Genomic DNA, 22,759 nt, shown 5'->3' on the forward strand with positions numbered 1-22,759 from the left:
CAAAATTCCCGCCCCCGCAACACCCACAGCACAAAAAACTTTAGATAAATGCCTAACGCGCTCTAAATGAACAGGATTAATTTTGTAAAGTATTCTTGCTCGCTTTTACGCAGCTTAGAAAGAACACCCTTAGGCCGGTTTGTTGTTCCAAATCCTTTGAAAAAAATAAAGCCCCTACGGCTGCAGGGGCTTTACTACTATATAAGCACTTACTATTTTATGTAAGGATTATGCGCGGTTCAACGTGCTTTTTCTGTCCGGACCAACAGATACTATTGTAATGGGCACTTGCAAGTGCTCCTCCAGGAAGGTCAGGTAGTTATTAAACGCTTCTGGTAGCTCACCTACCGACTCAATTTTATTCAGATCAACCCTCCATCCTGGCAAGTCTACATATACCGGCTCCAATTCTCCATCTTCAATAGAGTGTGGCACTTTATCTGTAATTTCCCCGGAAGGCAACTTATAGTGTGTGCACACCTGGATCTTATCGAACTCCGTTAGCACGTCGGCCTTCATCATGTTTAGCTGCGTAACACCATTTAGCATGATGCTATACTTCAGGCTTGGCAAGTCAACCCATCCACAGCGGCGCGGACGGCCTGTTGTAGAACCAAACTCGCGACCAGCCTGGCGGATCTCCTCTCCTACTTCATCTAGAAGCTCTGTTGGGAATGGACCACTACCTACTCGTGTACAATACGCTTTAAAGATACCGTATACTTCTCCTATATGTTTAGGCGCTACACCCAATCCTGTGCACGCTCCTGCCACTACTGTGTTAGAGGATGTCACGAACGGATAGGTTCCGAAATCGATATCGAGCAACGCGCCTTGTGCACCTTCTGCCAAAATCTTCTTGCCGTTCTGGATAGCCTCGTTAATCATATACTCAGAATCAACCAGCTTCAGGGTGCGCAGGTAAGAAACAGCCTCAAAGAACTCTTTCTCCTGCTCGCCCAGGTCTAGTGCACTTCCGTAGAACTCGGCAGTTTTACGGTGACGGTCTACTAGCTTATTATATCGCTCCTGGAAGTCATCAGCAAGTATATCACCTACTCTTAAACCCACGCGGCCTATCTTATCCTGATATGTTGGCCCGATACCTTTTAGTGTAGAGCCGATCTTTCCGCTACCAAGCGCTTCTTCAGACACGCGGTCCAAGGCTTTGTGTGACGGAAGTATGAGTGATGCTTTTTTAGATATGAACAAATTATTGGCAGCATCAACGCCCCGGTCCTGCAGTTTCTGCATTTCGGTGCGGAACACAATTGGGTCGAGTACGACACCATTGCCGATTATATTCTGAATATGGGGATGGAAGATACCAGAAGGAATCTGGTGCAGCACGTGCTTTGTGCCTTCAAACTCTAATGTATGGCCTGCGTTCGGGCCGCCCTGGAAACGGGCTACAATGTCATAGGTTGGTGCAAGTACGTCAACGATCTTTCCTTTACCTTCGTCGCCCCACTGCAGACCTATTAAAATGTCAACTGCCATTTAAGTATTTAGTATATTGATTCCTTTAAGAATTGCGCTGCGAAATCATCATTCTCAGCAATCGTAAAGATAGCGTTCAGCTTTGTTACGATCAAAAGCTTTCGAATATGGTCGGAAGGTTTGATAAGGACTAACTCGCCGCCCCGGTTTCGAAACCTGGTAAGCAGCGACACCAATACCCCCATTCCGCCACTATCCATAAAGCGAACATTAGACAGATCTATGGCGCAAAGCAGCACTTCGCCTTGCTGCAGCTCGTCAACGCTATCAATCATCTGCTGCGTATCTGTGCCTGCAACCAGGTCGCCCTCCAGCCGGATAAAAACGATGTTATCCTTGAGTTCTGTCTGATATTTCATGCGTTGGTTCCTCTGTCGCTTTTTTTGCGCGGCAATCGCCGCAAACACCGTATAGGTTCAGGGAGTGGTGCAAGATATGAAAATTTAACAGCTCGCCCACCATCGTCTGTATATTATGAATGCGCGGGTCGCAGAACTCTACTACCTTGTGGCACTCGGTACAGATTACGTGGTCGTGCTGGCGGTAGCCATAAGACTTTTCATACTGCGCCAGGTTTCGCCCAAACTGATGCTTGCTCACCAGGTCGTTCTCGACTAGTAAGTCCAGCGTGTTGTATACGGTGGCACGGCTCACGCGGTAATTCTTATTCTTCATACTTATATAAAGCGACTCCACGTCAAAGTGCCCGTCGCGGGAGTAGATCTCCTCAAGTATAGCATAGCGTTCAGGGGTTTTACGCAAGCCCTTGCTTTCTAAGTATGCCGTGAAGATTTTCTTTACCTCTTCGAATCTAATCTGATTTAATGCCATCTGTTACTCTTTATTATGTAGCCCCTCCTATTCAAAGCGCTCCACGGTAAGTATACCACTTACCTTGCCCATGCGCTGCATTAACTTATCGAGGTGGCTAGTGTCGTTTACAAATACCATGATGTTCCCCTCAAAAATCCCGTCGTTAGAATCGATGGTGATGGAACGCATGTTTACTTTAAGGCTTGTTGAGATCACCTTAGTAAGGTCATTTACCAAACCTACGCGGTCCGTGCCCTTAATCCGGATACCTACCAAAAAGGCCAGCTCCTTCTGCTCCGTCCATTTAGCCTTGATGATGCGGTTACCGTAGTTCGACATCAACTCCATGGCGCGGCGGCAGCTTGTGCGATGAATCTCAATGCCATCGTCCTCCGTCTGGAAGCCAAACACATCGTCGCCTGGAATCGGGTTGCAGCATTTAGACATGCTATAGTCCCAGTTAGAGGTTTCCTCGCCAATCACCAGCATGTCGGAGTTTACGCCGCGTATTTTCTGCACTTCTTTATCAAAAGACTTAGGTGCCAGCATAGAAGCCCCTTTATCCGCAGCGGCAGTGAATATTACCTGCTTTATGTTTTTAATGTCTATATGGCCGGTGGCAATTCTATAGTATAAATCCTGCAGCGTTGGCAAGTTAAAGAAAGCCTGCAGCTTGTTAAGGTTCTGTTGCGTGTCGGCTACCTCCAGCATCTGCATTCTAGCCTCCAGCATAGTTTTGCCTTGTTCTGCTTTGTTCTTGCGTTCCTCGCGCAGCGCATCTTTAATGCGCGTTCGGGCACGCGAGGTAACCACGTATTGCAGCCACTCCTCGTTAGGCTTTTGCTTCTGTGAGGTAAGGATCTCCACCTGGTCACCGTTTTTAAGCTTGTAGCTCAGCGGCACCAGTTTTTGGTTAACCTTCGCGCCCAAACACTGCAAGCCTATCTGCGAGTGAATCTCGAAGGCAAAGTCTAAAGCCGTGGATTTATCCGGAAGTATGATAAGCTCGCCTTTAGGCGTAAACACGAACACCTCCTCAACAAACAGGTTCTTACGGAACTCATCCATAAACTCCAGCGCGTTAGAGTTGTTCGTCTCTAGCATGTCGCGCACCTTGTTTATCCACTGCTCCAGGCCAGACTCTGAGGAAGACGAACTTTCTGTTTTATACTTCCAGTGGGCAGCATATCCGCGTTCAGCAATTTCATCCATGCGGTTGGTGCGTATCTGCACCTCCACCCACTGCCCCGATTTACTCATTACCGTGGTGTGCAGCGACTCGTAACCATTGGCTTTAGGCGTATTCACCCAGTCGCGCAGGCGGTCGGGGTTTGGCTGGTAGAAGTCTGTGATGATAGAGTACACCTGCCAGCAGGCGGCCTTTTCGTTTTCCTGGGGCACATCAAGTATGATTCGGATCGCGAAGAGGTCATAGATCTCATCAAAGGTGATGTTCTGCTTTTTAATCTTTTTGAGTATGGAGTAAATTGACTTAGGCCTGCCTTTTATGTTAAACCTAAAACCATACTTGTTCAGCTCATCCTCTATAGGGTGAATGAAATCCTTGATAAACTTATTGCGTGCGCTGCGCGTTTGCCGGATCTTGTTGGAGATGTCTTTATACGTATCCGTATCGGTATACTTCAAGTATAGATCCTCCAACTCCGATTTAATGGCGTACAAACCCAGTCGATGCGCCAGCGGAGCATACAGGTACATGGTTTCGGAGGCTATCTTGAGCTGCTTGTGGCGCGGCATGCTGTCCAGCGTACGCATGTTGTGCAGGCGGTCGGCTAGCTTTATAAGTATAACGCGCACGTCATCGCTAAGGGTAAGCAGCATTTTACGGAAGTTCTCGGCCTGCTGCGAGGTACCGTAATCGAAGACGCCGGATATTTTGGTTAGCCCCTCAATGATGCGTGCCACGCTTGGCCCAAACTCACGCTCAATGTCTGCCGTTTCCAGTTCCGTGTCTTCTACCACATCGTGCAGCAGCGCGGCTACGATAGATGTAGTGCCAAGGCCGATTTCCTCCACGGCGATCTGGGCCACAGCCAGCGGGTGCAGTATATATGGCTCCCCGGATTTGCGGCGCATATCTTTGTGCGCCTCCAGCGAGGTGTTGAAAGCTTTCTTGATGATCTTGGCGTCGTTATCCTTCAGAAATGGCTTCGCATAGCGGAGCAACCTTCTGTAATGCCTCAATATCTCTTTGCGTTCTGCTTCTAGATCAATCATGTTAAACAACAATAGTATAGTACGGCCATTTATTTTTGGTTGGCATGCACTACAAGTATAAATATGGTAGCTGCTTTATAAGTTTCAAATATAACTGATTATAAGATGCAACCAATACCATGGCAGCAAAGCCTTATGCTGTTGTTACTATATGCAGGATGAAAAATATTTAAAAAATTTTGAGCAGGGTATTGCATTTAAAAAAACGTTGCTTACCTTTGCAACACTAAAACGAACAAGCACACTCAAGCGGATGTGGCGAAATTGGTAGACGCACTAGACTTAGGATCTAGCGCTGCGAGGCATGGGGGTTCGAGTCCCTCCATCCGCACACAAATTACAAACCCTCAACAGCCATTGTTGGGGGTTTGTTTTTACTGGGTATTTTTAAAATCTAAAAGTTTATAAGCCTTGAATATTACATTAAACCAAACCGACAGCACCAATGCACAACTGAAGGTGGTACTGGAAGAGGCGGACTACGCACCGAAGGTAGACCAGCAGGTAAAAGAATACAGCAAAAAAGCTCAGATTAAGGGCTTCAGACCTGGCAAAGTGCCTGCAGGGCTTGTAAAGAAAATGTATGGAAAGAGCATCCTAGTGGAGCAAATCAACAAAACGCTTCAGGAGGAGATCTCTAAGTACATCCGTGAGAACGACGTAAAATTACTGGGTGAGCCCCTTCCGGAGCCAAACCAGGCTGATATTGACTGGGATAACCAGAAAACATTTGAGTTTACCTACCAGGTAGGTCTGTTGCCAGACTTTAACCTTCCGCTTGACAAAAGCGTAGAGGGCTACAAAGTTGAGCTAGACCAAAAAACTATTGACGAGGCTTACGAAAACCTGAAGCGCCAGTTTGGCAAAACAACAAACCCGGAAACGTCTGAGCAAGGCGATTTTATTTCTGGCGAGTTGAAGCAGGTAGACGGCGAGTTCCAGTCTAAAACGCTTATCCCTACAAGCCGTGTAGTAGAAGGTCAGGATAAATTCGTTGGCGTTAAGGCTGATGATGTTATCCGTTTCGATATCCGCAAGACTTTCGGTGATGATAACGCTGCCCTAGCACACGTAACTGGCCTGAGCAAAGAGGCTGTTGCAGACCTGAACGGTGAGTTTGAGTTTACAGTAGAGAAAATCAACCGCACAGAGCCGTCTGAGCTGAACCAGGAGCTTTTCGATAAGCTTTTCGGTGAAGGTGAAGTAAAGACTGAAGAAGAGTTTGACGCTAAAATCCGTGAAACTATTCTTGAGAACTACGAGCGCGAGGCTGATAACCTGATCTTCCGTAACATCATCGACACGCTGGTTGATAACGTGGAGGCCGAGCTTCCTACAGAGTTCTTCAAGCGCTGGATCCTAGTTACCAACGAAGGCAAGCTTACCGAAGAGCAAATCGAGGAGAATTTCGATAAGTATGTTCGTGAGCTGAAGTGGTCAATGATCAAAAACAAGGTAGTTGAGGAGAACGAGCTGAAAGTAACTAACGAAGAGGTACTTGAAAGCACTAAAGAGAAGATGCTTGCGCAGTTTAACATGCCGGAGGTTCCAGAAGAACTGAAAGAAAGCATGAATGGTTACGCTCAGCAGTATCTGCAGCAGGAGAATGGCCGCAACTACATCAATGAGTACGAGCAACTGCTTGCCGAGAAGGTGCTCGCTAAACTTAAAGAGAAGATGACTGTTGTTGAGAAGACTATCTCCTCAGAGGACTTCAGAAATATGTCGCTCTAATAAAAAAGAGTACATTTATATAACTTATAAAAAAGTCCTTCGATATTAGAAGGACTTTTTTATTTTTGAGTAAACCGTAAATCTAAACAATATGATGTTTAACAAAGACGAGTTCCGCAAATTTGCCGTGAAAGGCCAAGGCATGAGTGGCCTGGGCGTAGATCAATATATAAACTACGTAGAAGGCCGTGCTATGCACACCGTGGAAAGCATGACACGCTCTGTAATTGAGGAACGCCCTACTAACTTCCGTGAGATTGATGTATTCTCACGCTTAATCATGGACCGCATTATCTTCTTAGGTACGCAGGTTGATGATTTTATTGCCAATATTATTACCGCACAGCTTCTTTTCTTGGAGTCTGCGGATGCAAAAAAGGACATCCTTCTTTATATCAACAGCCCAGGCGGATCGGTTTATGCCGGTCTGGGTATTTACGACACCATGCAGTATGTTAGCCCGGATGTGGCAACGATCTGTACTGGTTTAGCTGCCTCTATGGGTGCGGTATTACTAGCAGGCGGTGCTAAGAACAAGCGTTCTGCATTGCCGCACTCCCGCATCATGATTCACCAGCCAATGGGTGGCGCGCAAGGCCAGGCATCAGATATCGAGATTACTGCCCGTGAGATACTCAAGCTGAAGAAGGAACTGTACGAGATTTTGGCAGACCACTCTGGCAAAACATATCAGGAAGTATATGACAACTCTGACCGTGACTACTGGATGCGTGCCGAAGAAGCCAAGGAATACGGCCTGATCGATGAAGTGCTTATCCGTAAAAACGCGTAAGTATTAGTTAAAGCTTATATAAGTATAAAAGCCTGTCCTTTACTAAGAGGTACAGGCTTTTATACTTTATATTGCACTAATCAGGGCTATTGCAATCTCATTACCATAGCTCTGATAGTGCAATGCTTGAAAAACTTATCCACATAGTATTGTGGAAACAGACAAGCATTAACAATATGATTACCAATCACTTACTCAAAGATAGAAAAATATTTATCTTAAAATTTATAAAGGTCTTTTGAGCGTGAGCAAGCGTTTGAGCCTAAAATTTTATATCCATTTAAAATTCCAATTTTGTACCTTTGCTTTACGCTTCTGAATTAGTTGCGTAAACTACTCTGGATCAATCGTTTCTTATGGCAGAAATTACTTGCTCATTTTGCGGCAAAAACAAAAAGGATGTATCGGTTATGATATCCGGTATCAACGCGCACATCTGTGACCGTTGCATCGGACAGGCACAGCAGATATTGAACGAAGAGAACAAGATTCGCGCAAGCAGTCGTACTCCGAAGTTTAACCTGATGAAGCCGAAGGAAATGAAGACATACCTTGACCAGTTCGTAGTAGGTCAGGATGAGGCCAAAAAGGTGATGTCGGTGGCGGTGTATAACCACTACAAGCGCCTAATGCAACAGCCTACCGACGATGATGTTGTGATCGAGAAATCAAACATTATCATGGTTGGTGAAACCGGTACGGGCAAAACATACCTGGCACGCATGATGGCCGGTATCCTGCAAGTGCCATTCTGTATTGCCGATGCTACTGTATTAACTGAAGCAGGCTATGTGGGCGAAGACGTGGAAAGTATACTTACGCGCTTGCTGCAAGCTGCTGATTATAATGTGGAAGCTGCTGAACGCGGCATCGTGTACATTGATGAAATAGACAAGATTGCCCGTAAAAGCGATAACCCGTCCATCACGCGCGATGTGAGTGGCGAGGGTGTGCAGCAGGCTTTACTGAAGCTGCTGGAGGGAACTACCGTTAACGTACCGCCACAAGGAGGGCGTAAGCACCCAGAGCAGAAAATGATCACGGTAAACACAGAGAATATCCTGTTTATTTGTGGAGGCGCCTTTGTAGGCATTGATAGGTTGATTAAAAACCGCCTGAATACTCGCCCAATTGGTTTCTCTAAATCTAAACTGGACGAAGCTGAGGAAAACGAAAACTTCCTGAAGTACCTGACAGCACAAGACCTAAAAAACTTTGGCTTAATACCAGAGCTTATCGGCCGCTTACCAGTTGCTACGCACCTGAACCCACTGGATGCAGAAACGTTACGCCGTATATTACTTGAGCCGAAAAACTCTATCGTGAAACAGTATAAACGCCTGTTTGAAATGGAAAATATCAATCTTTCCTTTGATGACAGTGCACTGGAGTATATCGTAGAAAAGGCGGCAGAGTATAAACTTGGTGCCCGTGGCCTGCGGTCAATCTGTGAAGGTATTATGACCGATGCTATGTTCGAGTTACCTTCCGAAGAAGGAACCAAAGAACTGGTTATTACAGGTGATTATGCTCGTGATAAATTTGAGAAATCAGGTTTAAAGCAGCTGAAAGTAGCCTAACGCTACATAAAAACATAGTCAGCCTTCGTGTTGACTGCTTATAACAGAAAGACCCGGTATATGTACCGGGTCTTTCTGTTTTTATCACCGCATAGATTTCCTCTTTGATATAAACTACAACTCCTGACGTATGTAGCGCCAGGAGTTGTAATTTGTACATTAGACTGAGATTTATAATCGCTCTTTCCGTAGGTACTGCACCATTAGCTCTGCTGCCCTTTTGGCAGTACGGAACTCCCCTATCCGCTGGCGCACGAGTTTATAGCCCTCTTGCTGCTGCTTCATGAAATGATTATCAAATAGGATGCGCTTGAGCTCTGCTATTATCTGTTTTGCCGTAAACTCATCCTGAATCAGTTCGGTTACCACTGGTTTATCTGCGATCAGGTTTACCAGCGATATATATGGCACCTTGATCACCATTTTACCTATAGTATAGGAAATGGCGCTTGTCTTGTAGCAAACCACTTGCAGCACGCCAAATAATGCCGTTTCAAGAGTAGCTGTACCCGATGTTACCAACGCTGCCTTGGCATGCGCCAGCAGGTCATAGGTTTGGTCGTAAATGATCTTGATGTTAGGGTCCTTGTTGTACTGCTCATAGTACTCTTTCGAGAAATTGCTTACCCCAGCCACTACAAACTGATAATCTCGGAAGTTGGGTAGCACGCTTAGCATTATATGCAGCATGTTTTCTATTTCCTGACGCCGGCTACCCGGAAGTAAAGCTATAATCGGCTTGTTATTATAAAGCTTATTGCGCGACCTGAAATCATCGCTAGCCACGTGGTCGGTTACGGAGTCGTTTACCGGGTTGCCCACATAATCTACCTTGTAATCGAAACGGGCATAAAAATCCTTCTCGAAGGGCATGATCACAAACATCCGGTCCACGGCTTTCTTAATGCCATGCACACGCCCTTGGTTCCAAGCCCAGATTTTAGGAGAAATATAGTAGAAAACCTTGATGCCCTGCTTTTTTGCATAACGCGCAATGCGCATGTTAAACCCGGCGTAATCCACCAGGATCACCACATCGGGTTGGTAAGCCTTTATGTCGCTTTTGGCCTCTTTAAGAAACCCCAGGATCTTGCGCAGGCTCTTAAAAACTTCGGCAAAGCCCATAAAAGCCATTTCCTGGTAATGGCGCACCAGGTCCATACCGGCAGCCTGCATCATATCGCCCCCCCAGCCTCTTATTTCTGCTTCCGGATCCTGGATACGGAGTTGCTTGATAAGGTTGGAAGCATGCAGATCGCCGGAGCGCTCCCCGGCAATAATGTAATATTTCATGGGTTTGAATCTTTTGGAGCGGGCAGGCTTGCGTCTTAAACCATCAACGTATAAACGCAGACTTGCTGTACTTATTCTCCGAAGTACTCTACGTAGTTACGCGGAGTTTCATATAACTTCAGGCTGTGCAGTGTGGCGATACCGTTTGATATTTCCTGAATGCGCGGCTCCAGAATTTTCCAGAACTCAACCACCAGGTTCTCGGTGCTTGCCAGCTTGTCTTCCATGAACTGAACATCCAGGTTTAGGTTCTTGTGGTCTACTTTATCAATAATGTGAGTACGGATCAGTGTGCTTAGTTTTTTGAGGTCAATCACGAAGCCTGTGTCCGGGTCGGGTTTGCCCTTTACCGTTACAATCAGCTCATAATTGTGCCCATGCCAGTTAGTATTGGCGCATGGCCCGAAAACCTCTTTATTCTTTGCCAACGACCAGTTCGGGTTGAATAGCTTATGAGCGGCATTGAAGTGCTCTAACCTGCTAACGTAAATCATTTATCCTCTAAAATTGTAATTCTTTTTGAACAGCAAATATACGAAGAAAGGAACACCAAAGAACGAAGTAATGATTCCAATCGGCAATCCGGCTGGCGGATAAATTATCCTGGAGATTAAATCGCAGAGCAGCATGAACAAACCGCCGATAAACGCGCAGAAAAGCAGGTTAGTGCGGCCAGTAATTCCGAGCAAGCCACGCGTTACGTGCGGCACGATCAGGCCCACAAAACCAATCGGCCCCGACGTGGCCACCGCAAAGCCTGTAACTACCGAGATGGTTGCCAAAATAACCCAGCGTGTGCGTGCTACCCGTATGCCCATGGCCTGTGCCCGTTCTTCTCCGAGTAAAAGTATGTTTAGCTCTTTCTGATAAAAGACGAAAAACAACAGAGCCAATAGTAAAGCCATACTTGGGTAAGGCACCAGGCTCCAACTGGCCCGCTCAAAACTACCCATCGACCAGAAAATAACTGATTTCAGCTTGCCTTCTGAATCTGACAGAAAAGTGAGCAGCCCCACCACAGCGGTAACCAGCGAGCTTAAAGCAATACCTGCCAGTAGAAGCTGCGATGGTATGATTTGCCGCTTACGGTAACCAAGTACTACAACTACTAAAGTAACCAGAAAAGCACCCGCCAGCGCAAAAACAGGAGGCAAATAAATACCTGCAACGCTAATCGGCACAAAGCCAAAAAAAACGATGACTGCGCCCAACGATGCACCAGAAGCAGTACCCAGTAAGTATGGATCGGCGAGTCCGTTATTGACCATGGCCTGCATAAGGTAGCCACAAAATGCCAGCGAGGCTCCTACCACCAAAGCCAGCAGCAGGCGCGGCAAGCGCAAATGCAGGATAGCGTACTGGGTGGTATTATTTGGGTTATAGTTTAAGAAAGTATCGGCTATGGTTGCAAAGTTCGTCTTGAAAGAACCTACCTGCAGCCCAAGCATCAATACTACCAAAATCAGCAGCAGCGCAAGTATAATGTATGAGCTTTGCCGCATCATTTATACAGGAATTCCTCCAACTCCCACAATGAAGCCACTACCCGCGGGCTGGGCCGCGACATTAGATCATCCGTTGGTTTATACAGTTGGTTGTTTTGATAGGCCTTTATCTTTCGGAGCTCAGGATATTGGTTAAAGAACTTTTCTTCCAGCTCCTCTTTCGTTCCGCCCAACAGTACATCCGGGTTCAGTTTCAGGATATACTCTCTTGTAAGGGCTGGATACGGCTGCTCAAAAAGCTCTTTCACGGCGTTCTCTGCGCCAAGTATGCGCAGCTTATCCGTAAGTATGGTATTCTGCCCGTAAACATAGATCGGGTCTACCCAGGTAATGGCCAGCACTTGTTGTTGGTTTTTACTTTGCTGATGGCGCTTTTTGAGTTGAGCTACCTCCTGGCGTAGCGAGTCTGTCAGCTGCTTTGCCTGCTGCTCCCGGCCCATAATGCGTCCAATATCTTCCAGGCCGGCAAAAATGCTCTCCACCGTTTCATACTTCTGATAGTAGACCGGCACACCTAGTTCTTGTAAACGCTCGGCTACTTCCAAAGGCGTAATACCCTCTACGGTAAAAATGAGGTCCGGCTTCAGGGCAAGCACCTGCTCATAATCCACGGGGTAGTTGTTTACCTCGGGCTTCTGCAGTACCGCCGCTGGGTAATCGCAGTTGGGGGTGCGGGCAACAATGCTGCTGGTATCCAAAACGGCAAAAAGCATTTCCGTCATAGAGGAGGCCAGTGCAAAGACGCGCTCCGGCCTTTTAGGCAGTTTAAGCTCACGGCCTAGGTCGTCGTGCAGCACGAGTTGCTGCTCCTTTTGCTTTTCCTGAGGGCTGCAAGATAACAGCAACAGGCAAAGCAGCGTTTGAAGTATGAATCTGGCTTGTTTCAAAGTATAGATGGCCTGCACGTGCGCAGGCGGCTCGGTTTATTTTCGTAAATTTAGCGCAATTTTAGTTATAGGCTTAACAAAGAACCATGATAGTAGTAACAGGTGCCGCAGGTTTTATTGCCAGCTGCCTCGTAAGCAGGCTGAACCAGGACAATTTTAACGATATAGTGGTAGTGGATAATTTCTCCGTTGCCAAAAAAGAAGACAATCTAAAAGGAAAGAAAATAAAGGAGTTTGTAGACCGCGAGAACTTCTTTGAATGGCTGGATAATAATTATGAAGAAGTAGAGTTCGTCTTCCATTTGGGCGCCCGCACTGATACCACGGAGTTTAACAAGGACGTGTTTGATCTCCTGAACCTGAACTACTCCAAAAAGATGTGGAATGCCTGTGCCGAGTACCAGATTCCGATGGTATATGCTTCCTCTGCCGCTACTTATGGCTCCGGCTCGCTGGGCTACGATGATAACGAAGCCACCATTCCGCTGCTCAAGCCACTGAACCCCTACGGCGACTCCAAAAACGACTTCGATAAGTGGGCACTGGAGCAAACAGCCAAGCCTTTCTTCTGGACAGGTCTCAAGTTCTTTAACGTATACGGCCCCAACGAGTACCACAAGGCGCGCATGGCCTCCGTTATTTTCCATACTTACAACCAGATCAAAGAGAAGGGCAGCATGACGCTTTTCCGTTCGCACAACCCCGACTATGCCGACGGCGAGCAAATGCGCGACTTTGTGTATGTGAAGGATGTAGTGGAAGTATGCGTGTTCCTGATGCACCACCGCAAGAATTCCGGCATCTATAACCTTGGCTCAGGCGAAGCCCGCACGTTTATGGCCCTTGCCCTGAATACTTTCGAGGCTATGGGTGTGCCAGCTGATATCGATTTTATGGATACCCCAGAAAGCATCCGCGACACATACCAGTATTTTACCGAGGCCAACATGAGCAAGCTACGCTCCATTGGCTACAACAAGCCATTCTATACTTTAGAGGAAGGCGTGAAAGACTACGTGCAGAATTACCTGCTACCAGGTAAGTATTACTAAGTATAAAATCAGCTTAATATTATAGCAATGCTGAAGTATAATCTGAAAGGTTTATACTTCAGCATTTTTCTTTTGAGGCTACTGGGTAAAGCTTTATCTTAAGGCATACTTTGTAACGTATACTTTATGGAGCAAGCCGAGAAAACCATGATCGACAACCTATACAAGAACACAGGTAAAACATTGGAGCAATGGGTTGCCGTTGTACGGGAGCAAAACCTGGCCAGGCACGGCGAGGTGATCAAGTTCCTGAAGGAGGAGCACAACTTTACGCACGGCTTTGCAAACCTGGTGGCACACAAAGCCAAAGGCTCCGATGCCGGGTCGGTGGAGAACAAAGATGACCTGATCGCGAAGCAATACAAGGGCAAAGAGCACTTTCTGCCGGTATATGAAACGTTAATCGCAGAAGTGCAGCGCTTCGGAAACGATGTGGAGGTTGCCCCTAAAAATGCTTATATAAGTTTACGCCGCAAAAAGCAGTTTGCCATACTTCAGCCGGCCACTAAAACCCGCTTCGAAGTTGGCCTAAACCTTAAGGGCCAGGAGCCAAGCGGTATACTGGAGCCGATCACTAAAGCCAACGCCATGTGCTCTCACAAGATAAACCTTAATGGCCTTAACGATATCTCGCCTGAGGTTCTGGAATGGCTCCGCACTGCATACAATCAAGCCGGATAATTTTAAACGATGAAAAAGCTTTTAGCCCTTCTTATATTTTGTACCGCCGGATTTGCCGCCGACGCGCAATCATCCAACCCAACCTATAACAAGACCCTCGCCGACTCGCTGGGTGCTGATGACTATGGCATGAAATCTTATGTGCTGGTGGTGCTGAAAACCGGCACTGCCAAAATCACGGACCAAGCTAGGGTAAGCGAGTTGTTCCGAGGCCACATGGACAATATAGGTAAGATGGCCGAAGCCGGTAAATTGGTTGTAGCTGGCCCGCTCGGAAAGAACGACAAAGCTTACCGGGGCATTTTTATACTTGATGTAAAGACTCTGGACGAGGCCAAAGCCCTGCTGCAAACCGACCCAGCCGTAAAAGCCAAGCTACTGGATGCGGAGCTTTACGAATGGTATGGCTCTGCAGCACTGCCCGTTTACTTGCCCGTGCACGGCCAGATAGAGAAAATCCGGCCCTAAGCTATTGATCGGAAAGAGCCAGAAACTCAGCCAACTGCCTACCATACAGGCTATCTTTTACTTTTTGGCTGAGTAAGGTGTATAGCTCGGCAACCTGGTCTCTACTCCAAGTCTCTTTTCTAACATTCAACACATAGGCACTAAAATACTCATCCGGGTTTCTTTGGATAAACGCTGCATCATCCGCTGCCTGATTATTCCTAAAATAATCCTGCGCAATATTTCCGCTTGTTTTATAAAGTGATCCTTTAGTGCCATCAAATGGAATTACCTTATTCTCGAGCCACACCGGCGCGGCATCGGTTAACCTATACCTTTGCACATTCTTTCCATCGGCAGCGTAAACCGGTCCTTTTATCCCGACAAACACAAGCATGGCCTCGTTCGGTACCGTGCCTGTAAGTATAAATTTCCCTTTTCTGATTTGTGTGGAGTCTGAGAGCGGTGCGCTATTGAACTTGTCTTGGTTAAGGATGTACACCCACGTACTATCCGTAGCGCCAGCAATGCTACCATGTAAAGTATAACCTGCTCTGGAAACAGGTTTTTGTGCGGCGCAAGCCGAGAAAAGTACTGCCAGCGAAGCCAGCCATAGCGCGTGTTTAAGTTTGTTCATGGAAGGAATAAAAGCTGTATCTAAAATAAAGCAAAACCCACTTGGCTACAAAACAATTTTTAAAACAGCACCGATACCTGTGTGCGGCCGGTATGCACTGCCCCTACCCCATTGGCTTTGCGGCCATCGTAATTGAAAGATATGTTCAGGCCGTTGCTCAGGCGCTGCTGCATCACCAGAGACCAGGTCATGTTGTTGCCGGGGCGCAGGGCGTTCAGAATTTCGTAGCCAACGTAGGAGGTTTGCACGCCTTCGAAGGCAATGTTCACATACTTTATGTTCCCAGATAGCGTGCGCTTGCCCACCTGGTTCAGTTTCGTTTCCAGGCCCAACTCATGGAAAACGGCTTCCTGGCTTTGTTCTGCGCTTTCCAGCACATCTTTCTTTAGCGAGTACTGGTACTTGCCTGTAAAACGCAGCTTGGTGTTTGGCTGGTACGCCAACTCCGGCGAGAGCTCCTGCGCCTGAATCTTAAAATTCTTGGAGCTTAGGAAACTCGATTGGTTTTCGCGCACATTATACCCTGCACTTAGCTGCGAGCTCAGCACTTCGTTTAGGTTCAGGCGGCCAATGGCAGTATGGTTTAGCACATTCCGGGTTTCGGTACCATTATTTAATAGTTGCTTTTGCTCATTTTGCTGCACAGTATACTCTAGGCCATACTTCGGGTCGCTGCGCTTAAAGTATACCGTGTGCCGCAGCTGCTTCACCAACGATATCAGAAACTGGTCTTCAACATCCTGGCTAAACGGGTTAAAGCGCTGCGCCAGATTATCGTCCGTCGTTTTTTTATTGATGCTCACCGATGTCAGCATGGAGAAGTTGGATAGCGTGGCCTTTATGCCCGGGGCCTGGCGCCAGTTACGCGGCGCTGAGGTAATAAGCCGGTACGAAAATGTATTGGTATAGGCATTTATGTACTCATCGGTTGGCAAGTATATTTTAATATAGCGGCGCTGATCCACGGTTTGCGCCTCCAGGTAGTCGTTCAGGTTGTTGGGGTCGCCGCCCTCGCGCAGGTAGTGCGTTCCTTGCCCCGGCAGTGTCTCCTGAAAAATATAAATTCTCTTTAGCTCGCGGCCTGTGCCCGTGGCATAACTCAACTCCGATTTAAAACTGCCATCGGCAAAGCTACCGTTCCAATCCACACGCGACTGAATCGTTTCTTCATCCTTGCCATTTCTAACGCTTAGCTTCCGGTAGGTGGCAAGAATGGCCAAGTCGTTGTTCGGGTTAAGGCGCGTCTGCAAGCTGGCGTTGTAAGTCTGCCCCACTTCCTTGTTACCAAGCGTGCCTTCCTGCGTGGCGAAGTTATCGGTCCGGTAGCTGTAATCCACCCTGAACCTGGTAGTGGCCGTGTCGCCGCTTTGCAGGTAAACCATGTGCTGCTCAAAATACTGGGCTGAGCCGATCACCGAGTCAGTGTTTAGTGCCGTAATGCGGTTTTTATCGAAGCTGTACACATAGCCTGGAGCTACCTTGCCCAGCTTATACTCCAAGTTCATATCGCCCCGGTACCACTCCGATTCCCGCTCGCCCTGTGTGCTGCGCAGCATGAAAAAGTGATTGCGCGATGTTAGCCTATCCAACGTTTTTATGGCATCCAGGTAATGTTGTACGCCATCGAGCTGGTCTTGCCGGTACCTGCGGCTCATGCGATAATTAAAGAGGTTATTTAGATCTTGCGACGCACCTACCGAAAAGTTGAAGATATGGTCCTCCGCTTTTTCCGTAGTAGTTAAACTCCAGTCGCGGTCAAACTCTATGGGGCGGTACCGATCAATGGGCTCAAAAAACTCATCGGCGTACTCGTAGTTCAGGGTGCTGTTCAGTTTATACTTGCCCAGAAACGCCAACTCCTTCTCTTTTACCACATAGCCCACCCGTAACCCTTTTCCATTATCATCCTGCGCATCAAGGTCAGAGAAACGGTTAATGTCATACTCAGAGGCGGCGCCTTCGGCAAAGAAACTGATGCCTTTCTGCAATTCATAATTACCGCCAAACGTGATAAGCTGCTTTTTCTTGGGTGTAGGCAGCACACGAACGGGCGCATAACTGCCTTGCCTCTGGCCATTTACGGGGGCCACCCATCGGTAGGCCCGCCCGTTTACCGTTCCATTGATAGCTACATAATCACCATTCCCGGAACCTACGTTGGTAAAACTTACGCTGTAATGCGCCTGCTCGGGATCGTTGGAGTATACATACACCCGATCCATACTTTGCCCACTGTTGTAAACGGTATCGCGGCGAGCGTAAAGTACCTGGGCCGGATCAAACGCCACACTATCGGCACCGGAAGCAATGGCAAGCTGCAGGCTATCGCCAACACTCGCCAGTAAGCGCTTCTGCTCAGCATTCAGGTTTAGGTTAAGCAGGCTGTTTGGGTTATCGCTTTCGTTATAGTAGTTGGCGTATACTTGTAACTTATCGAGGTTCTGGTAATGGCTCAGGTGGTAAATGCCGCGGCTATAGTTTTGGTCAGAGTATTCAAAATCTACCTTAATCCGTGAGTTTTTAGTGATGACGTGGTTGGTGGTGAAAGTGATCTCCGCCTGATTGTAATCGATCACATAATCATAGTCATAGCCCCGCTGAAGCAGCACGCCATCCAGGAAAACCCGCTCAGAGTTTGCCAGCACAATAATGTATAGCTCATTGTTAGGCCCGCGCAACCGGTAAGGGCCCAGCACACCTTCCTGCGGTTTAACAATCTGGGAGGCAAACTTCCCTTTAGACACAGATGCGGCCACCGTGGTTACCCCCTGCCGTTTCGGGTCTTCACCGAGTTTGTAGGTAAAGGCACCGCCCTGCACGTTTTTGTAAAACTGCATAAAGTATGAGGGCTTGCTTTTAAGCACCACGTCGCCGGCTGTAAGCTGCCAGAGCCTGTGCCGCAGCGTAATGTATACTTTGTCAAACTCTTGCAGTTGCTGCGTGTTCCCCTCGGGCTGGAACGGAATATTCTGGTCGGTAATAGCGGCGGTTATACTTATGTCGTCGGTTAGCTTGCCATCCAACTGTAGGTTAAGTGCCGAGTTTACAAATACGTTCTGGGTGTTGCCGAACGATACCCCGCGCGAGATGCTACCAGTCTTGTTCAGCCCCGGCGTCCGGAAAATCTCTTCTTTAGTGTTGATGTTTTCCTGCAGGAAACCGCTTCCGCTTTGCTTCAGTTCTAATTTTGTAATGTCACGCTTAAAGGCCGGTTGCGCCAGGCTTAGCGGCATCACCCGGAAGCAAACCAGCACCGAATCGCGCTGGGCACGCATAGTTCCCAGGGTATCTGTTGCCACAGAATCCGGGGCAGGAAAAGCGGTGAGTCTGAACTCGTTGGAAGTATAGTTATAATCGAAGCGGAACTGCTCTTTCTTGGGGTGCTGGAATGTTACTGAACTGGGCAATAGCGTCAGCGAATCGAGTTGCTGGGGCAGGCTGTTTACGATTATCCATTTACAGCGCTTGTTACTGAGGGGCGCTTGCGCAAGTATGGGCAAGCTCAACAGCAAACAACCCAACAGTAAGAGCAAGCCACTACTACGCATTGGCCAGCGGTAGTTGTATATAAAACGTTGTTCCCTGTTCTTCCTCTGTCTCAAACCAGATCCGGCCACCCGCATTTTCGATGCCGCGCTTCGCCACTGCCAGCCCAATACCAGAACCGCTATACTTGGTACTGAAGTTTGGGATGAACACTTTGCTCTGGATGTCTTTCGGGATGCCGCTGCCATTATCTCTGATGGAGATTAACACCTGTTGGTCCGGTTGCAGTTCCAGTTTAACCCTTATGTTTGGTTTGCGGCTTGCCGGCACTGCCTGTATGGCATTAATCAGCAAGTTATTGAATGTCCGAACCATCAGGCTTTCATCTGCATGTATAATCACCTCTTGCTCCGGGATACTTTTAGAAAGCATTGCCGTAGCTGGGTCGTTATGCAGGTCAATGGCTTTGTGCAGCGAGGCCGCTACATCAATCAGCTCAGCCTTAGGCTCGGGCATGGAGGTGAAACTAGAGAACGAGGACGCAATATCATTCAGGATGTTTATCTGCGTGATCAACGTATGTGAGATTTTCTGGATAAGTTGCTCCGTGTTTGGCCTGTTTTCGGCGATTGCTTTTTGTAGGTATTGCAATGAGAGCTTCATTGGCGTAAGCGGATTCTTAATCTCGTGGGCAACCTGCCTTGCCATTTCACGCCAAGCAGCCTCCTTTTCCTGTATCGCCAAATCCTGCTTGTTTTGCTCCAGGGTTAAAAGCATGCGGTTGTACTCATTCACCAGCATCCCAATTTCGTCGGCGCCTTCGTAAGCAAGCATTTCATTTTTACCAGTGAGCGAGGTGCGTTTCAGTTTATCTGCCAATACTCGGAGTGGCACCGTAAGCGCGCGCGAGGCAAAGAATGTCAGCACGATAAAGGTGATGAACATCACCGTGAAGATATTCATAGTGGTTGTTATCAACTCGATCAGCTTCAGGTCAAGTTCTTTTTCTGAATCAAAGAACGGGATGCCTATAAAACCGGCCAGCTCGGAAGGGTTGCTGTCGTCGCGCAGGGGCAAATAGACTGCGTTAAACTTCAGGTTACCGGCTTGCTCTTCAAGTAGCACACGTAAAGCCTGTCGCTCCGAAATTGCAGCGAATGCATAAGGGTTAACCAATTCGGAGAGCAGCCCCGCTTCAAAAATCAACGGTTGGCTGGTTACCAGCAGCTCCCCGTTGCGATCATATAGGTTGATATCTGATTCTGAGATGGAAGCTATGTCGCTTATACTTTCCTGCAAACGCTCTCGGCGCTGCCGCAGGCGCTTGCCTAACTGTTTAGATAAATGCTCTTGAATGGCTTCTCCGCGCTGCTCATAGGTCTGCATCAGGTCTTTTTTGTAAGAGGCGGTTACCAGGCCTGCGGTAGCTACACTCACCAGCAGCATCGGAAGAAGAATTCCGAAATTCAGGAACAGCTGAATCTTTGTACTGAAGTTGGGACTGAATTCCCGGAGTCTATGCCGTTGCAGAAACAAGTAAAACAGCCCACAACCAGCCATACCGCCCACAAACACCAGAAACAGAAAGGAGAAATTAGAAAGCACCTCGCGCCCCCCGTATTTTTCAGTTGTTATAATAAGTGTTTTGCCACTGCCTGTGCTGATACCGAAATGGTGAAAATTTTGATGTGTAAGGCCTTGCCTAAAAAAGTCGGGCCGTTTAAGCAAATCCTGGTTGAAGTTTATTGCATAATCATACTCGCCTTCGCTGTAACGTAACTTGTTCTGCTCATAAATCGCATAACTTAACATGTCGCGCCGGAATGGCTGATCATACTTTTGGTCTGTGATTAGCTCAGGGACGACACTGTTGGGGAGTAGCTTTTTAAGTGTAAGCTGTAAGCCTATGGTTCCGGTCTGTAGGTTCCCAATCGGTATCCGGATCAATTTTAAGTAAACTCTGGCATTATAGCGGGTTGGGTCTTTTAATAAGAATAGCTCCTTGTGCTCCGTCTGGCTTTGTGGTTTATCGAAAACTGCGCGCAGTTCCTGTAACGAACCAGCTGTCGTGTCTGCGCTCTCTAAAGAATTCCCGTTTCCATCGAAGAGCAAAACGTTAATTTCATACTTATCAAAGTAATCGCTTAGGTACTGTTTGGTGATTTTTCGTTTTATAAACGATTCATCCACGTACGGCCCCATCATTTTGGCCTGGATAAGTTCGTCGGCGGCTATTTCTTCTGCAATTTGGCTCAGCTGGTACTCACCTAGCACATCATTATCCTGCAAAATATTGAATGCCAGGTTCTGCTTATAGGTTTTGAGGTCGTTGTGGTAATGCGAATACAGCGACAGTGCACCCGTCAATGCACTCACTATAATCACCAAGAAAAAGAACAGATAAGTACGATAAGCAAGGCTAACGGCATTCTGGTGCTGCGCCGCAAATACGATAATTATCCAGAAGAGTAAACCTATGCTTAGCACCGCAAATAGCTCGGTGGCAAACACAGCAGACAGCAGAAGCAGTACTGCAGAGATACTCATCAGCATCTTGTAAGGCCATAATCTCTCTTCTTTCGCGACAAGTACTGATACTACTGTGGCAAGCATATAGGTAAAAATGCTTAGTGCTATTGTATGCACCAGCATCACACCATAAATTACCGCCTTGTAGCTTGCTATTTCTAACGATCTAGTAATATCTAATATAAGCGGCGTGTTATGATAAATATCGTAGTAAAATTGAAACAGTAGCAGCAGCAGAAACAGAAACAACAGGAAACAACCTGCCAGCATTAGCTTTGCTCTTTTTGATGTCAGTTTTCGGAGGTGCCCGATTGCATGGTTTCGCTTGAACAAGAATAGAGCAGATCCCGCTACCGTAACCAATAACAGCATGTTTAACAGCATATCACCAATAGATGGCGACCAGAACGATGCTGCATATAGTTTAGGGTCAAATAACTCAACCTCTGCAATGGCAAAAGGTAAATTTAAAAGTAGCAATGCAAGCCTAAGGCCAGTTAAAAGTGCCAGTAGCAAAACAATGCCTTGATTATACTTTGCTTTTAGGAAGTAGGCCCTGCTCAGAGATATGGCGAAAAGTATAAGCAGCAATACACCAACTGTTAGCAGGATTAATTGCAACTTAGCGAAGGTATCGGTTTTGCTAGTGTCATCGAAGGCAAGCGAAAACAAAAAGTCACCATCGTTTGTGAACACTTGAGGCAAGTCTTTTACTGGGTTAAGGACAACCCGAACGCTGGAATTGTTGAAAATTACTTTGTCCAGTTTCGGCAACATAAAAGCACTCTCAGTTACATCTTCTAGCTGAAGCGGGATGTATACATCAACATGATACTCTTTTACTTGGCGCGGCACAATGATAAACCGGCCATATTCATTTTCGATAGCGAGTGGTTTTGTAAATGCCTCCGGAACATCCAGTTGAGGAACCAAAGTATGGTTCGACCAAAAAACTAATTGATCGGAGCGGTAAATGAAAACAGGATAATCAACCTTGTTGAGTAAACTAGAAAAGGAAATTGTGTTCTCGCCTAAATCAGGCGCTAATTTATCCGCCTGTTTATAAGCTTTGCCTATACTTCCCTGCACGTGTTGCGTAATAGCCTCCACCTCATTTTGATGGTCTTGCTGCGTGTTACGGGATGAAACTGGGTTAAAATAAAGTCCTGCTGTAGCTAAAAAGCAAACCAGTGACAATAGTAACAGTATAAGGGGTGTGGAGTTCCGATTCAAAATCAAACAATTGATTTACTAAATTAAGCAAAACGCGGCATAAGCACCATAACCTCAACAATCGTGCTAACGACTTATTGCCATAACCTAAGCCATTTGCAGGCTAAGTAACTTTGGAATAGGTGCAGCATATTTTAAACTATGAGCCTCAAGCTTATAAATATCAAAAAAAGCCGGCCACTGAGTTTATACTCAAGGGCCGGCTTTTTTTGATATTTTATTAGGCTGATTAAGCTTTGCTAGAATTTTTGCGATTATACTTATACCATAACAAACCTACCGCACCGATCAGGACATATGGTACGGCCATTAAATAAAGTATACCTGTATTAAGGCCCGAACCAACTTCAC

At 46.9% G+C, this 22,759-nt stretch carries 17 protein-coding genes and 1 tRNA gene; 7 read left to right on the forward strand and 11 right to left on the reverse strand.

Going from position 1 to position 22,759, the window contains the following annotated elements; genetic code table 11:
• Positions 1 to 228 precede the first annotated feature (228 nt).
• Genes D1627_RS17405 through D1627_RS17420 form a run of 4 tightly spaced genes read right to left on the reverse strand, consistent with a single transcriptional unit; the run spans position 229 to position 4,551 of the window.
• A complete protein-coding gene (locus D1627_RS17405) occupies positions 229 to 1,500 on the reverse strand; it encodes an adenylosuccinate synthase (protein ID WP_119433567.1) in 1,272 nt (423 codons plus the stop codon).
• Positions 1,501 to 1,508: 8 nt separating this feature from the next.
• Positions 1,509 to 1,859, reverse strand: coding sequence for an STAS domain-containing protein (locus D1627_RS17410; RefSeq protein ID WP_119433568.1), 351 nt, complete (start codon positions 1,857 to 1,859; stop codon positions 1,509 to 1,511).
• The gene (locus D1627_RS17415; RefSeq protein ID WP_119433569.1) at positions 1,831 to 2,331 is read right to left on the reverse strand and encodes a Fur family transcriptional regulator; all 501 of its coding nucleotides are present in this window, start codon (positions 2,329 to 2,331) and stop codon (positions 1,831 to 1,833) included. The genes D1627_RS17410 and D1627_RS17415 overlap by 29 nt, the downstream gene beginning before the upstream one ends.
• A 27-nt stretch (positions 2,332 to 2,358) precedes the next feature.
• A complete protein-coding gene (locus tag D1627_RS17420) occupies positions 2,359 to 4,551 on the reverse strand; it encodes a RelA/SpoT family protein (protein WP_119433570.1) in 2,193 nt (730 codons plus the stop codon).
• 249 nt (positions 4,552 to 4,800) lie between these two features.
• Here D1627_RS17420 and D1627_RS17425 point away from each other — a divergent pair.
• The 4 genes from D1627_RS17425 (at position 4,801) to clpX (ending at position 8,658) form a co-directional block, all read left to right on the forward strand.
• Positions 4,801 to 4,882: transfer RNA gene (locus D1627_RS17425), tRNA-Leu, on the forward strand.
• 80 nt (positions 4,883 to 4,962) lie between these two features.
• Complete coding sequence (gene tig / locus D1627_RS17430; protein ID WP_119433571.1) at positions 4,963 to 6,285, forward strand: trigger factor; 1,323 nt, start codon at positions 4,963 to 4,965, stop codon at positions 6,283 to 6,285.
• Between the two features lie 94 nt (positions 6,286 to 6,379).
• Complete coding sequence (locus D1627_RS17435; RefSeq protein WP_262697049.1) at positions 6,380 to 7,078, forward strand: ClpP family protease; 699 nt, start codon at positions 6,380 to 6,382, stop codon at positions 7,076 to 7,078.
• Between the two features lie 356 nt (positions 7,079 to 7,434).
• Positions 7,435 to 8,658, forward strand: coding sequence for an ATP-dependent Clp protease ATP-binding subunit ClpX (gene clpX, locus D1627_RS17440; protein WP_119433573.1), 1,224 nt, complete (start codon positions 7,435 to 7,437; stop codon positions 8,656 to 8,658).
• 171 nt (positions 8,659 to 8,829) lie between these two features.
• Here clpX and lpxB read toward each other — a convergent pair whose 3' ends face one another.
• From lpxB to D1627_RS17460, 4 genes are all read right to left on the reverse strand, one after another.
• Positions 8,830 to 9,951, reverse strand: a complete 1,122-nt coding sequence (gene lpxB, locus D1627_RS17445; protein ID WP_119433574.1) for a lipid-A-disaccharide synthase — start codon at positions 9,949 to 9,951, stop codon at positions 8,830 to 8,832.
• 71 nt (positions 9,952 to 10,022) lie between these two features.
• Positions 10,023 to 10,445 carry a 6-pyruvoyl trahydropterin synthase family protein gene (locus D1627_RS17450; RefSeq protein ID WP_119433575.1) on the reverse strand — a complete coding sequence of 141 codons (423 nt, stop codon included), beginning with the start codon at positions 10,443 to 10,445 and terminating at the stop codon, positions 10,023 to 10,025.
• Positions 10,446 to 11,456 (reverse strand): FecCD family ABC transporter permease, encoded by a 1,011-nt coding sequence (locus tag D1627_RS17455; RefSeq protein ID WP_233555691.1) that lies wholly within the window; start codon positions 11,454 to 11,456, stop codon positions 10,446 to 10,448.
• Positions 11,453 to 12,343 carry an ABC transporter substrate-binding protein gene (locus D1627_RS17460; protein WP_119433713.1) on the reverse strand — a complete coding sequence of 297 codons (891 nt, stop codon included), beginning with the start codon at positions 12,341 to 12,343 and terminating at the stop codon, positions 11,453 to 11,455. The genes D1627_RS17455 and D1627_RS17460 overlap by 4 nt, the downstream gene beginning before the upstream one ends.
• Before the next feature lie 86 nt (positions 12,344 to 12,429).
• Between D1627_RS17460 and rfaD the strand changes: the two genes are divergently transcribed.
• From rfaD to D1627_RS17475, 3 genes are all read left to right on the forward strand, one after another.
• Positions 12,430 to 13,395: an ADP-glyceromanno-heptose 6-epimerase gene (gene rfaD, locus D1627_RS17465; protein WP_119433577.1), complete on the forward strand. Its 966-nt coding sequence runs from the start codon at positions 12,430 to 12,432 to the stop codon at positions 13,393 to 13,395.
• 126 nt (positions 13,396 to 13,521) lie between these two features.
• On the forward strand, positions 13,522 to 14,076 hold the full coding sequence (locus tag D1627_RS17470) for a DUF4287 domain-containing protein (RefSeq protein WP_119433578.1): 555 nt from the start codon (positions 13,522 to 13,524) through the stop codon (positions 14,074 to 14,076).
• Between the two features lie 9 nt (positions 14,077 to 14,085).
• Positions 14,086 to 14,544, forward strand: a complete 459-nt coding sequence (locus D1627_RS17475; RefSeq protein ID WP_119433579.1) for a YciI family protein — start codon at positions 14,086 to 14,088, stop codon at positions 14,542 to 14,544.
• A gap of 1 nt (position 14,545) precedes the next feature.
• Here the strand turns inward: D1627_RS17475 and D1627_RS17480 are convergent, their stop codons facing one another.
• The 3 genes from D1627_RS17480 to D1627_RS17490 are packed head-to-tail and all read right to left on the reverse strand — an operon-like array spanning position 14,546 to position 22,372.
• Complete coding sequence (locus tag D1627_RS17480; protein ID WP_119433580.1) at positions 14,546 to 15,160, reverse strand: DUF4369 domain-containing protein; 615 nt, start codon at positions 15,158 to 15,160, stop codon at positions 14,546 to 14,548.
• 59 nt (positions 15,161 to 15,219) lie between these two features.
• A complete protein-coding gene (locus tag D1627_RS17485; protein WP_119433581.1) occupies positions 15,220 to 18,672 on the reverse strand; it encodes a hypothetical protein in 3,453 nt (1,150 codons plus the stop codon).
• Between the two features lie 28 nt (positions 18,673 to 18,700).
• On the reverse strand, positions 18,701 to 22,372 hold the full coding sequence (locus D1627_RS17490) for a sensor histidine kinase (RefSeq protein WP_233555692.1): 3,672 nt from the start codon (positions 22,370 to 22,372) through the stop codon (positions 18,701 to 18,703).
• Positions 22,373 to 22,759 lie beyond the last annotated feature (387 nt).

This window comes from Pontibacter oryzae, assembly GCF_003576375.1.
Classification (GTDB): domain Bacteria; phylum Bacteroidota; class Bacteroidia; order Cytophagales; family Hymenobacteraceae; genus Pontibacter; species Pontibacter oryzae.

Coding starts and splice junctions, on each gene's coding strand:
- D1627_RS17435 (WP_262697049.1), top strand. CDS start 6,380: ATGTTTAACAAAGACGAGTTCCGCAAATTTGCCGTGAAAGGCCAAGGC.
- D1627_RS17470 (WP_119433578.1), top strand. CDS start 13,522: ATGGAGCAAGCCGAGAAAACCATGATCGACAACCTATACAAGAACACA.
- D1627_RS17415 (WP_119433569.1), bottom strand. CDS start 2,331: ATGGCATTAAATCAGATTAGATTCGAAGAGGTAAAGAAAATCTTCACG.
- clpX (WP_119433573.1), top strand. CDS start 7,435: ATGGCAGAAATTACTTGCTCATTTTGCGGCAAAAACAAAAAGGATGTA.
- D1627_RS17450 (WP_119433575.1), bottom strand. CDS start 10,445: ATGATTTACGTTAGCAGGTTAGAGCACTTCAATGCCGCTCATAAGCTA.
- lpxB (WP_119433574.1), bottom strand. CDS start 9,951: ATGAAATATTACATTATTGCCGGGGAGCGCTCCGGCGATCTGCATGCT.
- D1627_RS17455 (WP_233555691.1), bottom strand. CDS start 11,456: ATGATGCGGCAAAGCTCATACATTATACTTGCGCTGCTGCTGATTTTG.
- rfaD (WP_119433577.1), top strand. CDS start 12,430: ATGATAGTAGTAACAGGTGCCGCAGGTTTTATTGCCAGCTGCCTCGTA.
- D1627_RS17480 (WP_119433580.1), bottom strand. CDS start 15,160: ATGAACAAACTTAAACACGCGCTATGGCTGGCTTCGCTGGCAGTACTT.
- D1627_RS17420 (WP_119433570.1), bottom strand. CDS start 4,551: ATGATTGATCTAGAAGCAGAACGCAAAGAGATATTGAGGCATTACAGA.
- D1627_RS17405 (WP_119433567.1), bottom strand. CDS start 1,500: ATGGCAGTTGACATTTTAATAGGTCTGCAGTGGGGCGACGAAGGTAAA.
- D1627_RS17475 (WP_119433579.1), top strand. CDS start 14,086: ATGAAAAAGCTTTTAGCCCTTCTTATATTTTGTACCGCCGGATTTGCC.
- D1627_RS17410 (WP_119433568.1), bottom strand. CDS start 1,859: ATGAAATATCAGACAGAACTCAAGGATAACATCGTTTTTATCCGGCTG.